We start from the raw sequence: 13,652 nt of genomic DNA, 5'->3' as shown, positions 1-13,652 counted from the left end.
TGGTAGTTTCCGCGTTCTGACACGCGGCCAATGGCTGCAATTTTGGCATATGCACGCCAATTTGCCCGAACCGCGAGGGTAAAGCTCCCCACTAACCTAAACCAAATTAGCCCTTTTGGGTGGATATTTTCGCTTCATTCCCCGGCGCGCCGAAAGTTCATAAACCGTTAATCTTGCTGGTTCACACAGGTCAAAGGGATAAAATCTCGGATCGTTTTCGCAAGTCCATATGCTGGAAAGGAACCGGTAACCAACCGTTTACCACTACGGTCAAGACTTCTTAATCGTCTTATCCATGCAAGTGCGCACCATATTCAAGCGCTTTGGATACCACCCCACAAAGGAGTTTTGAACGTGTCTCAGCCTCATTCGCTTCCCGGCCCCAATGCGGATTTTTGGGATTGGCAGCTACAGGGCGCCTGCCGCGGAGAGAATTCGGACGTGTTTTATCACCCAGACGGGGAGCGCGGAAGGGCTCGCGCCCAGCGTGAAAACCGCGCGAAAGCCATCTGCAACTCGTGCCCAGTTCTCGAGCTGTGCCGCGAGCACGCCCTTCGTTCCGCTGAGCCTTATGGCGTGTGGGGCGGCATGAGCGAGTCTGAGCGCGTTGTCGCGCTGCGCACTCGCCAATCGCGCGCCACCGTCACCGCCTAAGCCACGCATTCAGCCAAGTATCTGCTGGTCAGGGGCTCTTTTTGCGCAACGAGTTCGCGCGGCGAGCTAGAGGCGCTGACGCTCTCCGCCGGAAAGCGTATTAAGCTGCGGCCCTCGCACACCTCGCAGGGCACGTCGACGCAGCCCATGAAGCCGAACTCCACGTAGATCACGCCGGTGCCATTGCAGTTCGGGCACGCACCCTCCGAGTTGGCGGAAAACAGCGCGGGCTTCACCGTATTATCCGGGGTGGAATTGGCATTGGCGAAGGCCTTACGGATGGAGTCCAGCTCTCCCGTATACGTCGCCGGGTTAGAGCGGCGCGAGCCCTTGATGGGGGTTTGGCCCGTGAAGAGCATGCGCTTTACGACGTCCTCCGGCAGACACGCCAGCAGCGAAGACTTGCCCAAGCCCGCAACGCCGGTGATGGCACTGAGCACGCCAAGCGGGATGTCGACGTCGACCCCTTCATGTGTTTCTGCAGGCTGTCTTTGTCCTTGGAGAGGACGGAGGACTGCAAGCGCACAATGAGGCCTTGGTAGCTCATATTGATGCCGATGATTTTGGTCTTGACATCGCTCAAGTAGTACAGGGCATGCTTCTGTTCGTCGGTGAAATCACGCACCGGCTTATCCGCAGGATAAAGGCCAGATTCTGCATATGCTTTCCATAGCCAGGAATCGATCTTCATGCCTGGGTAAAGGATGGCGCCGTCGTTGATGCTCAGCGACTCGTCCACGACCTGAGTGAGGTCAATCTGCGACGCGCGGCCGATTCCTTCGCAGGTGGGGCACATGCCGCCAGTGCGCTCGAAGCGGCGTATCTCTTTCACGCCGTTGACCTCGATGGCACCCTGGCCAGCTGCGGAGGGAACGTTGAATGAGTAAGCCGCTGGGATTCCGCCGCGATGGTTCCGAATACGAGAGAGGACTTGCCGGAACCAGAAACGCTGGTGAAGACGGTGAGTTTCCGCTTAGGGATGTCGACGCTTATCTCTTTGAGATTATTATCGCGCGCCGACAACGCGGATGAATTCTTGGTTGTGCACCTAGCCATCCTAAGCCGAAACCCCGGGCCTCCACGTGGGAGACCCGGGGTGATTCGCGGCTAAAAATTAGTGGTGATGGCCGTGGGAAGCAGCGGGAGCTTCTTCCTCAGCTGGCTTTTCCACTACGGATGCCTCGGTGGTCAGAACCATGCGGGCAACAGAGGTGGCGTTAACCACTGCGGAGTGGGTGACCTTAACTGGGTCGATGATGCCCTGCTCCAGCAGGTTGCCGTACTCCAAGGTGGCGGCGTTGAAGCCGTGGCCGTTCTCGAGTGCCGAAACGTGGTCAACGATGACGGAACCGTCCAGGCCAGCGTTCTGCGCAATCCAGTAAGCCGGGCGGGTCAGCGCGCGGGATACGGAGAGCACACCGGTCTTGGCCTCGCCCTCGAATTCCTCGGCAAACTTTTCCAGTTCCTTGGAGATCTGCACGAGTGCGGAACCGCCGCCTGCGATGACGCCCTCATCGACGGCCGCGCGGGCAGCGTTGATGGCATCCTCGACGCGCAGCTTGCGCTCGTTGACCTCGGTCTCGGTAGCAGCGCCGACGCGGATGACGGCCACGCCGCCGGACAGCTTAGCCAGGCGCTCCTCGAGCTTCTCACGGTCCCAGGTGGAATCGGTGCGCTCGATTTCGCGGCGCAGCTGCTCGCGACGCTCCTGCACTGCCTCAGCGGAGCCAGCACCGTCGACGATGACGGTGTCTTCCTTAGAAACCGTCACGCGGCGTGCAGAGCCCAGCACCTCGAGGCCAACCTCGTTCAAGTTGATGCCTACCTCCGGGTCCACAACGGTGGCGCCGGTGACAACAGCCAGGTCATCCATGAAGCCCTTGCGGCGCTCGCCGAAGTACGGGGCCTTCACTGCGGCAACCTTGAGCACCTTGCGGATGGAGTTAACAACGAGAGCCTGCAGCGGCTCGCCTTCCACATCTTCCGCGATGATCAAGGTAGGACGCGACGACTCAGCAATCTTCTCCAGCAGCGGCAGGAAGTCCGGTAGAGAGGAAATCTTGTTGCGCACGAGGAGGATGGCGGCGTCGTCAAGCACTGCGTTGTAGGTCTCCTCCTCCGTAGCGAAGTACGGAGAAAGGTAGCCCTTGTCGAAGGAAATGCCCTCAGTAACGTCCACGGAGGACTCGATGGACTGGGACTCCTCGACGGTTACAACGCCGTCCTTGCCCACCTTGTCCATAGCGCCGGCGACCATCTCGCCGACCTCTGGGTCACGGGAGGAAACGGTTGCCACCTGCGCGATTTCCGACGCCGAGTTCACCGGCGTTGCACGCTTCATCAGCTCTTCGACGGTTTTTTCCGCCGCCGCGGCGATACCGCGGTTCAGCTCAATTGGGTTGGCACCAGCGGCAACGTTGCGCAGGCCCTCGAAGATGAGTGCCTGAGCGAGCAAGGTTGCGGTGGTGGTGCCGTCACCGGCGATGTCGTTGGTCTTGACGGCCACGGACTTCACCAGCTGCGCGCCGAGGTTCTCGAAAGGATCCTCTACGTCGATATCGCGGGCGATGGTGACGCCGTCATTGGTGACGGTCGGGCCACCAAAGGCCTTGGAGAGCACGACGTTGCGGCCGCGTGGGCCGAGGGTGACCTTGACGGCGTCGGCAAGCGTGTCGACGCCGCGCTGGATGCCCTCGCGCGCTTCCTGGTCGAATGCAATAAGTTTTGCCATAGGGTTTTCGCCTACTTCTCGGTTACTTTTCGATGACGGCGAGCAGGTCGCGTGCGGACAGCAGGAGGTACTCCTGGCCGTCGTACTTCAGCTCAGTGCCGCCGTACTTAGAGAAGATAACGGTGTCGCCTTCCTTAACGTCAAGGGCGATGCGCTCGTCTCCGTCCTCATTCCAACGGCCCGGGCCTACGGCTACGACGGTAGCCTCCTGCGGCTTTTCCTTTGCAGAGTCTGGGATAACAAGACCAGAAGCGGTGGTGGTCTCAGCCTCGACGATCTGAACGAGGACCTTATCCTCCAGCGGCTTGATGTTTGCCATGATGATTCCTCCGTATGAAATCTTTGCCTGCCCCACGGTTCGTGGCGGAGCGGGAAGTTAGTTGTATGTGCCGGTTGTGGATGTCCAGCACAGCCGTCGTCGCGGGTGAACAACTGTGGGTCAAACAACCTTCCTAGCACTCTACCCTCGCGACTGCTAGCCCTCAACAAACACCGGACGCGCGCCGTTCGCCCTTAGCGAAAATGCGAAAAGCCCCGCCTAAGCGGGGCAGATTCGGAATGCGTGGTGAGAACCTTAGACCGACTTGTCGGAATTAATTACCGCTGCGCGCCACAGGTTGTACTCCTCCGGGAAATCCTCACGGTAGTTGCGCACCGCGCGGATGCCGTTCTCGACGGCGTCGATGACGGCATCAAAGTTGTCGGACTCGCCATCCGCCTCGACGAAGATGACCGGGCCGGAAATCGCACGGATTGGGTCCTGCAGGAATGCAGAGTTGCCGGTGTCGGCTGCATTGCGAGCCAGGGAGGCAACCGGGTTGGGTTCCGCGCCCTCCGCCTTGGCCTGCGGGTTAAAGAGTGCTGCGTAGGTGGAACCGTCGTCCTGGAAGACTACGGAAACGCGATCCTCGGTAGCACCACCGAGGAACTGGTTGGCGTGCTCAAGCTCGAACTCGATCTTGCGGCGGGTCAGATCAGGGTTGACAAGAAAACCGGTGGTCATGGCGGATGAGAGCTCCTTTTAAAGCCAAGTGGGCAGTATCGGATCTGCAGATTACCGCCGGTTTCACCACCCCGCATCCGGAGGAAGGCAAACTTTAGGTGAACGTTAGCGCGCAGCCGCTGCGACCAGCGGAACTTCCACCTCAAGCTGAGTATCCGTACCACACGCCAAGCCGGAAGGCTCGGCGCCCTCATGAATCAGCTGCGCCGCCACAGCCGCAATCATCACGCCGTTGTCCGTGCACAGCTTGAAACGCGGCACCCGCAACTCAATGCCCGCCGACTCGCAGCGCTTGGCTGCAAGCGCACGCAACCGCGAGTTCGCAGCCACACCGCCGCCCAGCAGCAACACCTTCGCGCCGGTGTCCTGGCACGCCCGGATGGCCTTGGCCGTCAGCACGTCCGCCACGGCCTCTTGGAAGGAGGCGCACACGTCCTCGATGGAGACCACGCGGCCTTCCTTCTCCGCCTTTTCCACGTAACGCGCCACGGCCGTCTTCAGCCCTGAGAAGGAGAAGTCATGGCGGTGCTCGCCGCGCAGATCCTCCGCACGCGACAAACCGCGCGGGAAGTCGATAGTGGCCTCGCCCTGCGCCGCCAGCTTGTCAATCACCGGGCCACCCGGGTAGCCCAGTCCCAGCAGGCGGGAGACTTTGTCGTAGGCCTCGCCGGCGGCGTCGTCAAGCGTGGAGCCCAGCTCCTTCATCGGCTTGCCCACTGCCTGCACCTCGAGCAGCTGGGTGTGCCCGCCGGAGACCAGCAAGGCCACCGCATGCGGCAACTCCTCCCCTTCCAGGTTCGCCACCGCCACGTGACCGCCCAAGTGGTTCACGCCGTAGAAAGGCACGCCCCACGCCGCAGCATAGGCCTTCGCCGCGGAAGCGCCCACGAGCAGCGCGCCCGCAAGCCCCGGCCCTACCGTCGCGGCGACGGCGTCCGGCTTAGAAATGCCCGCCTCGTCCAAGGCTGCGCGCATCACCTGCGGCATCGCCTCGAGGTGCGCACGCGAAGCAATCTCGGGCACCACGCCACCGAAACGTGCGTGCTGTTCCATCGAGGAAGCCACGGCATCGGCGAGGATTTCCATATGCCCATCTGCGGAAAGCTCGATGATGCCCACCCCGGTCTCGTCGCAAGAAGACTCGATTCCTAGGATTTTCACTTCGCGGTCCTTTCACTTGAGCGCGGCCGAAACATGGTGTGCGCGTCTGCGCCAGAAGGTTGATAGTAATTGCGGCGGATGCCGGTTTTGATGAAACCGTAGGCTTCGTACAGACCAATTGCTGGGTCGTTGCCCACGCGAACTTCAAGGAAGACCGGCGCGTTCTTCAGATCTGCGATGTAGACGATGTTGTCCATCATCATTCGCCCTACCCCGCGGCGTTGCGCGGCAGGGTCGACGCCGATGGTGTGAATCTCGAATTCCGGGTCTGCCGCGGGCCCCATCATTCCGATTCCGGCATAGCCCACGAGCGTGTGGGTCTCCTCGTCCTCTACGCCGAGATAAAACGTGTGCGGCTGGGCAATTTCCTGCACGAACGCCGCCGCTGGCCACGGGCTTTCGCCCGGAAAGAGCACGATTTCTAGCTCTGCGCAGCGGGGCGCGTCTGCCGCGGTGAGTTCGCGGAGTTTCACAGGTTGAACCCGGCGACGTCAGGAAGCGCGGCGGAGCGTGGCTTCGGCTTCGGCGGAACCGCGTCAGGCCGGCGCAGGTAGAGCGGGGTCAGCGGCTCCGGAGCGGCATCCAGGTTGGCTACAGCCACCAGGCCCGCCGGGCGTGGGTTCGCCGCGGTGTGCGGCAGGTTCTGCAGCTCTTGGGGAAGCTTTGCCACGAGGTTATCCGGGATGATTACGGCGTCCACGGCGACCTGAATCTCCGCAGGCTTGACGACGTCCGGCCCCTCCACGCGCTGCCCATCCTCATAGGTTGCCCAGTAGATTTCCTTGCGGCGGGCATCGGTGGCCACGAGGGTGCGGCCCTGTGCTGCTGCCGACGCCGCGATGGCATCATGTGTGCAGACTCCGTGGACCGGAATGGAAAGGGCGTCGCCAAGCGCAGATGCGGTGGCCATGCCCACGCGCAAGCCGGTGAACGGCCCCGGACCGCAACCGACCACGATGGCGTCAAGGTCCGGGTAAGTCAGCGACGTGGTCTGCAGCAGCTCCTCAACCGTGGGGATGAGCTGCTCGTTGTGCGCGCGGGTGTCAGTCAGGATGCGCTCAGTGACTGCACCGGTTTCGGTATCCACCACGCCGGTCACGAGGTCAGTGGTGGCGGTATCAATGGCGAGGACGCGCATTAGGCGGCCAGCTTCCAGGTCTCGCCTTCCTTGACGAACGGGAGAATGCTCTGAGTCGAAGCAGGCTGCAGCGGCTGGCCCGTTGGGCACAGGTTAATCTTCTCGCGGTTGAGCTTTTCTGCATAGAACTTGTTTGGGCCGCCAATAGCTACGAAGTAATTGGTGTTCTTGTCCACGTCTTCGGTGATGCCCAAATCTTCTGCATTGATGCCGTAGATTTCCTTGATTTCGGACTTCGTGGTGTCAGCGCAGATAGTGGTCATGCCCTGCCACTTGTGGCCCAGGACCTCGCTTGGAACAACGGCGCTGACGCTGAGGTTGGTTTTGTCGAGAGACGAAATTGCACTTTCCAGGGTGCGCTCCACTGGCGGCTGCTCACGCATGTTGGACAGTGCAATCATGGCGCCCAAGGCGATGATGAACAGGCCGATGAGGAAAGTGGTGATGAATTGACCGAATTTGGTCATAATGAAAGCGCTCCTTGCACGTCACGGGTAGTTGACCCCGCTAATCCTACAAGAAGCGCCTGGAAGGTTAGCCATCCGGTAGCCGCCGCACCGTGCGTCTTTGCTCCTAGACCAGCAGCAGCGCGAGCACCTGACAGACCAGAATCTTGCCGATCATCGACGTGGGATAGACCGTGGCGTATCCCCTTTCCGCGAGTTGGGTGCCGGTTTGCGGGTTAAGGTAGGCCATGATGGCCGGGTTTGTGGTCATGCCGGCGACGACGCCCATGGCCTCGTCAAACTTCAGCTTGAACAGGAGCATGCTGCCCGCGGCCAGGCCGAGTGCCGAAATTAGAGTCAGCGCTAGGCCGACGCCGATGTAGATGAAGGAGGAAGGATCGGAAAGCGCGGCGCGGAAGCTACCGCCAGCCGAGGTACCGACACCGGCCAGGAAGAGCGTGAGTCCCAATGTGGACAGAGTCTGCTTCGCGTGGAAAGGCAGTTGCCAGTTGATAGGGCCGGAACGTCCGACGGCGCCGAGGATGAGGCCCATGACAATGGGGCCACCGCCGAAGCCAAGGCTCAAAGTGGTGCCGCCCGGCAGCGGGATTGGAATAGCGCCGAGGGCGAGGCCGAGGAAGAGCCCGAGGGCAAACGGCAGGAGGTCTACGTTGCCGAGCTTGGACTCAGAGTCGCCGAGGTAGCGGCGGACGTCGTCAAGGCGGCCTGGCGCGGTGATGACGCGGACGCGGTCGGAATAGTTAAGCACCATCTCGGGCGCAGGGACCACGTCGGAGTCGCCTTTGCGCACGCGGGCGATGATGAAACCCTTGTCCTCGGTGTTGAGCTCATCAATAGTGCGGCCGGCGACCTCGGGATTGGAGACGGTGACGCGGCGGTAGACCAGACCATCTTCCTCGTGCAGGTTCACGTAGATCTCTTCGCCGAGTACGGCGATGGCCTTGTCGATTGCCTCCTCAGTGCCGTTGACGATAATCTCCATGCCTTTGCGCAGCGGCAGCTCCGGGTAGGCCAAGTTGTGGTCGTGCGGGTTGTTGATGTGGCGGGTTGCGATGATGCGTTCACCAGTGATGGCGGAAAGATCGTCGATTGTTCCCGCAAAGTCGCGGCCCAAACGCACGCCCTTCCATTCGAGGGGCGCGGCGATCATGCCTTCGGCTTTGGCGTCATCGATGTGGTTAACCTTCAGCAGTTTCGCCCCGATGGCAGCAACGATGATGGTGCCGATGACGCAGCCCGGGTAAGTCAGCGAGTAGCCGACCACAGGCGTGGAATCGCCGCCCAAAGCTTCGACGGCCGCGGCCATACCCGGCGTCGAGGAGATAGAACCTGCGAGGGTACCGACCGCGATAGCCGGATTTAGGTCGAATGCATGCAAGAAGCCAATCGTGACGCCTGCCAAGATCAGCAACATTATGACGATGAGCAGAGATAACTTCCAACCGCGGGACAGGAAGTCGCGGAAGAAAGACTGGCCAAAGTTCAGGCCGATGACGTACACGAAGAGCGCCAGGCCGAACTGATACACAAAGGGCGGAATTGCGATGTCCGGATTCGCCGTGGAAAGACCCAGAGCCACGAACATCGCGGCAGCGGCGCCCAAGGAGACGCCCCAGGCGCTTACCTTGCCGACAGCCAAACCTACCGCCATGATGAGAAAAAGTGTCAGGAGAGGTTGTTCAGCAAGGAAGGTCAGCATTTAGTTCACCCAATTCCAAGTGATGACTCGAGTGTCATCATCACGTTCGCGGTTGATGTTGATGAAGAGATAAGCCTCCGACAGCTGGTCCATGAATCCGCCGCCCCATTCGGCAACGACTACAGCGTCTTCGAGCTCGGTATCTAAGTCTAGGGCGTCGAGCTCACCAAGAGGATCTTCCGAATGATCCAATAGCCGGTAAGCATCAACATGCACCAAGGACGGTCCGCCCACCAAGGAGCGATGTTCACGGGCGATCACAAAGGTGGGTGAGGTTACCCTGCCTTTGACCTGCATCCCCTCGGCAATTCCCTGCGTAAGGGTGGTTTTCCCCGCGCCCAGAGGACCGTCAAGAATCACCAAATCTCCAGCTTCCAACACTGCACCGAGCTCTTTTCCGAACTCGCGGGCTGCGTCAGCGGTCGCAATTTCGCGGGTTCCCGAGTGGGAAAAATCACCGATCATTTCCGAATTCCCCCTTCATATTTCCGAACGGAACGTCCGGTCGGACGGCAGATCACTTCGTAGTTGATGGTTCCGGCGGCGTCGGCAAGCGCAGTTGCGCTCATGCCGCCCACCCCGAAAATAATGGCTTCATCGCCCTGTTGCACGCCATACTCGTTATCGCCAAGGTCCACCACAATCTGATCCATGCACACGCGGCCCACCTGCGGGTAGAGCTTGCCGCCGATACCCACGTGCAACTTGCCCTGGAAATCGCGCGGCAATCCATCCGCGTAACCACACGGAACCGTGGCCAAGAACCCACGCTTTTCTGCATGCCAGGTTTGGCCATAGCTGGTCGCCTCCCCAGCCTCGATGGGTTTTACATTCACAATCGACGCCGCCCATGTCATCGCAGGCTTCAACCCATGGTCGCGCCCGGGAATAGGCTCAAGCCCGTAACACGCAAGGCCTGGGCGCACGAGCTCGAAGTAAGCAGAGGGACGGTCCAGCACAGCCGGGGAATTGGCCAAGTGGTTGATAGGACACTCAAGGCCAGCAGCGCGTGCGCGCTCAATTGCACGGCGGAAAGTCGCTTCCTGCTCATCATTGAAAGGATTATCGGGCTCGTCGGCACAAGCAAAGTGGGACATGAGGCCCAAGACCTCGATTTGCGGGGCATCGCGAAACAGCGCGAAGACCTCGTCCCAATCAGACTCGTCGACGCCGGAGCGATGCAGGCCCGTCTCCACCTTGATGTACACCTTCGCGGCGACTTCCGTCTCCACTAGGCAGCGCGCGTGGGTGAGCGAGGGCACGCCGATGTGGATGCGGCAAGCCAGTGCTTCCGCTACCTCGTCCGTAGAATCCCAAATCCAAGCCGCGATGGGCTGATCGATGCCGCTGCGGCGCAGCTCGACGGCTTCATCAAGGGTGGCGACGCCAAAAGCATCCGCGCCTGCCGCCGCCATGACGGGCGCTACTTCCTTGACGCCATGCCCATAAGCGTCAGCCTTCACCACGCACATGAGCTGCGCGGGCGCCACCTTCTCCTTCAACAAAGAGACATTGTGAGCGATGGCATCAAGGTCGATTCTGGTTCGAAGCATGGGTCTATTGTGCCACTGGGCCCAAGCGCAATCGCCTCCGACTCCTGAAAATGCGGACCCGTCAATAATTAAGGCCGGGATTCCACGCACAACGGTGGAATCCCAGCCTTAAAAGTAGCGCTACTCGCCTACTCGACAGTGACGGACTTAGCCAGGTTACGCGGCTGATCGACGTCGTAGCCCTTGGCCGTGGCCACGCCACAAGCAAAGATCTGCAGCGGAACCGTAGCCAGCAACGGCTGCATCAGCGTCGGAGACTGCGGAATGCGGATGACGTGGTTAGCGTATGCCTCCACTGCCTCGTCGCCCTCCTCAGCGATAACGATGGTGATGGCACCGCGGGCGCGGATCTCCTGAATGTTGGAGACGACCTTGGCGTGCAGGGAGTCACGCCCGCGCGGAGACGGCACGATGACGAAGACCGGCTGGCCCTCCTCGATCAGCGCAATCGGGCCGTGCTTGAGCTCGCCTGCGGCAAAGCCCTCAGCGTGCAGGTAAGCAATCTCCTTGAGCTTGAGCGCGCCCTCGAGCGCTACTGGGAAGCCAACGTGGCGGCCCAGGAAGAGGACGGAGTCAGAAGCCTGCATCGAGTCGGCAAGGTCGTAGACCTGCTTCTCATTGTCGATGACCTTCTGCACTTTGTCCGGCATGTCACGCAGTTCCTGCAGAACAGCGTTGACCTCGTCGGCGAACATGTTGCCGCGCAGCTGTGCAAGGTAGAGACCGAGTAGGTAGGTGGCGGTGATCTGCGCCAGGAAGGCCTTGGTGGAAGCCACGGCGATTTCCGGACCAGCGTGGGTGTAGAGCGCAGCATCTGCCTCACGCGGGATGGAGGAACCCTGGGTGTTACAAATAGCGATCACCTTGGCACCTTGCTGGCGTGCGTGACGCACAGCCATCAAGGTATCCATGGTCTCACCGGACTGGGACAGAGCGACGACGAGCGTCTTCTCGTTGACAATCGGATCGCGGTAGCGGAACTCGTGTGCGAGCTCGACCTCGGTTGGGATACGGCACCAGTGCTCGATGGCGTAGCGTGCAACGTGGCCAGCGTAAGCCGCAGTACCGCAGGCGATGACGATGATCTTGTCGATGGACTTCAAAATTGATTCATCGATGCGGACTTCGTCCAAAGTCAGCTTGCCCTGCTCGTCGAAACGACCCAAAAGAGTGTCACGCACGGCAGCTGGCTGGTCGTGGATTTCCTTCTCCATGAAGGAGTTGAAGCCGCCCTTTTCTGCAGCAGCAGCGTCCCACAGGATCTCAAATGGCTTGCCCTGTGCTGGGTTGCCTGCGTAATCGGTGATGACAACCTCGTCAGCGGTGATGGTGACAACCTGGTCGTTTTCCATCTCCACTGCGGACTTGGTGTAGTCAATGAAGCCGGAGACGTCAGAGCCCAAGAAGTTCTCGCCCTCGCCCAGACCGATAACCAACGGCGAGTCGCGGCGGGCAGCCACGATGCGGTCGGCCTGCTCGGCGTGAATAGCCAACAGAGTGAACGCGCCCTCGAGGCGCTGGCCGGTCAGCTGCATTGCCTTGGTAAGGTCCTGGCCAGCTTCGTTGTGGAAAATGTCTCCCAGAAGCGTTGCTGCAACCTCGGTGTCCGTCTCAGAAACAAAGTTGTAGCCCTTAGCAGCCAGCTCAGCCTTCAGCTCAGCGAAGTTCTCAATGATGCCGTTGTGCACGACTGCCAGCTTGCCACCATCAACGACGTGCGGGTGAGCGTTCAGGTCCGTCGGGCCACCGTGGGTTGCCCAACGAGTATGACCAATACCCAAGACGGAGTCCGCCAACGGACGAGCTGCGATTTCGGCGTCAAGCGCCGCAACCTTGCCTGCCTTCTTGCGCCAACCGATTTCACCATCGGCGTACATCGCGACACCAGCGGAGTCATAACCGCGGTATTCAAGGCGGCGAAGGCCCTCAAGCACGACGTCCATGGCGTAGTATTCACGGTCATCAGCGCAGTGACCTACATATCCAACAATTCCACACATAGGCTTAAATCCTACCCCATAAGAACCGCGCCGTTATCTTCTCAATCTGCATGTAATAAACCCCCTAAAAGCAGAAGAAAAGCCCCAGCTAGACCGTCCTTTAAGACAATTCGGACTGGGACTACCCTGCGCGTTTAGAAACATTCCGTTTTGTTTGCTTCTATTGGTTGAAGTTTGCCAATGACAAAATTCACGCATTCTTTGCACGCTTTGCGCTTGACGACGCCCCCTTTTTCGCAACGCTGCACAAGCCCCACGCAGCCTTTCGCGGCGCTTATCCACCGCCCAAAGGCGTTCTTCCTCTATTCTGGAATGCGTGTCTGCGAATCTAAAGAAGCATCTAGGAACTCTGTCCAAGCGCGGCCCGCACCGCGTTCTCGTCGGCGACCTTTCTTACGCCGGTATTAACGGCAAGGTTTATACCCCGGCTGAGGGAAAAGGCCTGCCTACTGTGGCATTCGCCCATGATTGGACCAAGAAGGTCAAGAACTACCACGCCACGCTGCGTCACTTGGCAAGCTGGGGAATCGTTGTAGTCGCTCCAGATACGGAAACCGGCCTAGTGCCAAATCACCGCAACTTGGCGGCAGATTTGGAGTCTTCGCTACAAATTGCTGCGGGTGTAAAGCTGGGAACCGGCAAGATTGCGGTTTCTCCGTCCAAGCTTGGCGTAGTAGGCCACGGCATGGGTGGCGGCGTCGCTGCCTTGACTGCAGTTGATAACCCAAAGATTCGCGCCGTTGCTGCGATTTATCCAGCGGATACTGCGCCTTCTTCCTACGCGGCAGCCCGCTCGATTACCGCCCCAGCACTGATCTTGGGCTCTGAGCGCGAGGATTTGTTCCGCGCGGGTAACCCGGCCGAGCTGGCAAACAACTGGGGCGGCAAGGTCGCCTACCGCGAGCTCGCCAAGGGAACACAGGCTGGTTTCACTGAGGATCGCTTGGTCAAGCTAGCCATCGGCTCAGGCGTGTTCCAGGCTGGAGCGACCGAAACGGCACGGGCATTAGTAACCGGTTTCCTGCTTTCCACTCTGGCCGGCGAGTCTAAGTACGACGACTTCGCTGAAGCTGACGCCACCGCCAAGGGCGTTACGAGCTACTTCGGTGAAGAGCTAGCCCAAAAGGCAGGCATCCACCGCGGCTAAAAGGACAGCTAAACGGCCACTGAAATGCCACAGACACCACGCCGGTGCCTAGCTAACACAATGCCAGTCCGCTAAACACGGGCTGGCATTGTGCATTGT

13 protein-coding genes and 1 pseudogene are annotated in these 13,652 nt (G+C 60.2%); 2 read left to right on the top strand and 12 right to left on the bottom strand.

Features of this window, described 5'->3' with window-relative positions:
* The first annotated feature begins 354 nt into the window (after window positions 1-354).
* Window positions 355-654: a WhiB family transcriptional regulator gene (locus tag HMPREF0308_RS00970; RefSeq protein WP_034656535.1), complete on the top strand. Its 300-nt coding sequence runs from the start codon at window positions 355-357 to the stop codon at window positions 652-654.
* Between the two features lie 107 nt (window positions 655-761).
* Here HMPREF0308_RS00970 and HMPREF0308_RS13110 read toward each other — a convergent pair.
* The 12 genes and pseudogenes from HMPREF0308_RS13110 to glmS form a co-directional block, all read right to left on the bottom strand.
* Window positions 762-1,591: pseudogene (locus tag HMPREF0308_RS13110) on the bottom strand (hypothetical protein); the annotation flags it as partial.
* Window positions 1,592-1,768: 177 nt separating this feature from the next.
* Window positions 1,769-3,385 (bottom strand): chaperonin GroEL, encoded by a 1,617-nt coding sequence (gene groL / locus HMPREF0308_RS00955; RefSeq protein WP_005527873.1) that lies wholly within the window; start codon window positions 3,383-3,385, stop codon window positions 1,769-1,771.
* A gap of 22 nt (window positions 3,386-3,407) precedes the next feature.
* Window positions 3,408-3,710: a co-chaperone GroES gene (gene groES / locus HMPREF0308_RS00950; RefSeq protein WP_180298343.1), complete on the bottom strand. Its 303-nt coding sequence runs from the start codon at window positions 3,708-3,710 to the stop codon at window positions 3,408-3,410.
* 249 nt (window positions 3,711-3,959) lie between these two features.
* Window positions 3,960-4,388, bottom strand: coding sequence for a hypothetical protein (locus HMPREF0308_RS00945; protein ID WP_005527869.1), 429 nt, complete (start codon window positions 4,386-4,388; stop codon window positions 3,960-3,962).
* Window positions 4,389-4,493: 105 nt separating this feature from the next.
* Window positions 4,494-5,549: a tRNA (adenosine(37)-N6)-threonylcarbamoyltransferase complex transferase subunit TsaD gene (gene tsaD, locus HMPREF0308_RS00940; protein ID WP_005527867.1), complete on the bottom strand. Its 1,056-nt coding sequence runs from the start codon at window positions 5,547-5,549 to the stop codon at window positions 4,494-4,496.
* Entirely contained in the window at window positions 5,546-6,022 is a 477-nt protein-coding gene (gene rimI / locus HMPREF0308_RS00935; RefSeq protein WP_005527865.1) for a ribosomal protein S18-alanine N-acetyltransferase, read from the bottom strand. Before rimI ends, tsaD begins: the two co-directional genes overlap by 4 nt.
* Window positions 6,019-6,687 (bottom strand): tRNA (adenosine(37)-N6)-threonylcarbamoyltransferase complex dimerization subunit type 1 TsaB, encoded by a 669-nt coding sequence (tsaB, locus tag HMPREF0308_RS00930; protein ID WP_005527864.1) that lies wholly within the window; start codon window positions 6,685-6,687, stop codon window positions 6,019-6,021. Before tsaB ends, rimI begins: the two co-directional genes overlap by 4 nt.
* Window positions 6,687-7,154 (bottom strand): hypothetical protein, encoded by a 468-nt coding sequence (locus HMPREF0308_RS00925; protein WP_005527863.1) that lies wholly within the window; start codon window positions 7,152-7,154, stop codon window positions 6,687-6,689. Before HMPREF0308_RS00925 ends, tsaB begins: the two co-directional genes overlap by 1 nt.
* 106 nt (window positions 7,155-7,260) lie before the next feature.
* Window positions 7,261-8,853, bottom strand: coding sequence for an aspartate:alanine exchanger family transporter (locus tag HMPREF0308_RS00920; RefSeq protein WP_005527861.1), 1,593 nt, complete (start codon window positions 8,851-8,853; stop codon window positions 7,261-7,263).
* On the bottom strand, window positions 8,854-9,318 hold the full coding sequence (tsaE, locus tag HMPREF0308_RS00915; protein WP_005527859.1) for a tRNA (adenosine(37)-N6)-threonylcarbamoyltransferase complex ATPase subunit type 1 TsaE: 465 nt from the start codon (window positions 9,316-9,318) through the stop codon (window positions 8,854-8,856). It abuts the gene before it with no gap.
* Entirely contained in the window at window positions 9,315-10,406 is a 1,092-nt protein-coding gene (gene alr / locus HMPREF0308_RS00910; RefSeq protein ID WP_005527857.1) for an alanine racemase, read from the bottom strand. Before alr ends, tsaE begins: the two co-directional genes overlap by 4 nt.
* Window positions 10,407-10,534: 128 nt before the next feature.
* Window positions 10,535-12,406 carry a glutamine--fructose-6-phosphate transaminase (isomerizing) gene (glmS, locus tag HMPREF0308_RS00905; RefSeq protein WP_034656529.1) on the bottom strand — a complete coding sequence of 624 codons (1,872 nt, stop codon included), beginning with the start codon at window positions 12,404-12,406 and terminating at the stop codon, window positions 10,535-10,537.
* 316 nt (window positions 12,407-12,722) lie between these two features.
* On the opposite strand from glmS, the gene HMPREF0308_RS00900 reads away from it, so the two are divergent.
* Entirely contained in the window at window positions 12,723-13,553 is an 831-nt protein-coding gene (locus HMPREF0308_RS00900) for a dienelactone hydrolase family protein (protein WP_005527852.1), read from the top strand.
* Window positions 13,554-13,652 lie beyond the last annotated feature (99 nt).

The organism is Corynebacterium striatum ATCC 6940, from assembly GCF_000159135.1.
Taxonomy (GTDB): domain Bacteria; phylum Actinomycetota; class Actinomycetes; order Mycobacteriales; family Mycobacteriaceae; genus Corynebacterium; species Corynebacterium striatum.
The sequence above is the reverse complement of the archived record's forward strand: the minus strand, read 5'-3'. Positions and strand labels throughout refer to the sequence as shown.

What these genes read in the sequence shown, in the direction of transcription:
- groL (WP_005527873.1), bottom strand. Translation starts at nt 3,385, where the DNA reads ATGGCAAAACTTATTGCATTCGACCAGGAAGCGCGCGAGGGCATCCAG.
- HMPREF0308_RS00945 (WP_005527869.1), bottom strand. Translation starts at nt 4,388, where the DNA reads ATGACCACCGGTTTTCTTGTCAACCCTGATCTGACCCGCCGCAAGATC.
- tsaB (WP_005527864.1), bottom strand. Translation starts at nt 6,687, where the DNA reads ATGCGCGTCCTCGCCATTGATACCGCCACCACTGACCTCGTGACCGGC.
- HMPREF0308_RS00925 (WP_005527863.1), bottom strand. Translation starts at nt 7,154, where the DNA reads ATGACCAAATTCGGTCAATTCATCACCACTTTCCTCATCGGCCTGTTC.
- HMPREF0308_RS00920 (WP_005527861.1), bottom strand. Translation starts at nt 8,853, where the DNA reads ATGCTGACCTTCCTTGCTGAACAACCTCTCCTGACACTTTTTCTCATC.
- tsaE (WP_005527859.1), bottom strand. Translation starts at nt 9,318, where the DNA reads ATGATCGGTGATTTTTCCCACTCGGGAACCCGCGAAATTGCGACCGCT.
- alr (WP_005527857.1), bottom strand. Translation starts at nt 10,406, where the DNA reads ATGCTTCGAACCAGAATCGACCTTGATGCCATCGCTCACAATGTCTCT.
- glmS (WP_034656529.1), bottom strand. Translation starts at nt 12,406, where the DNA reads ATGTGTGGAATTGTTGGATATGTAGGTCACTGCGCTGATGACCGTGAA.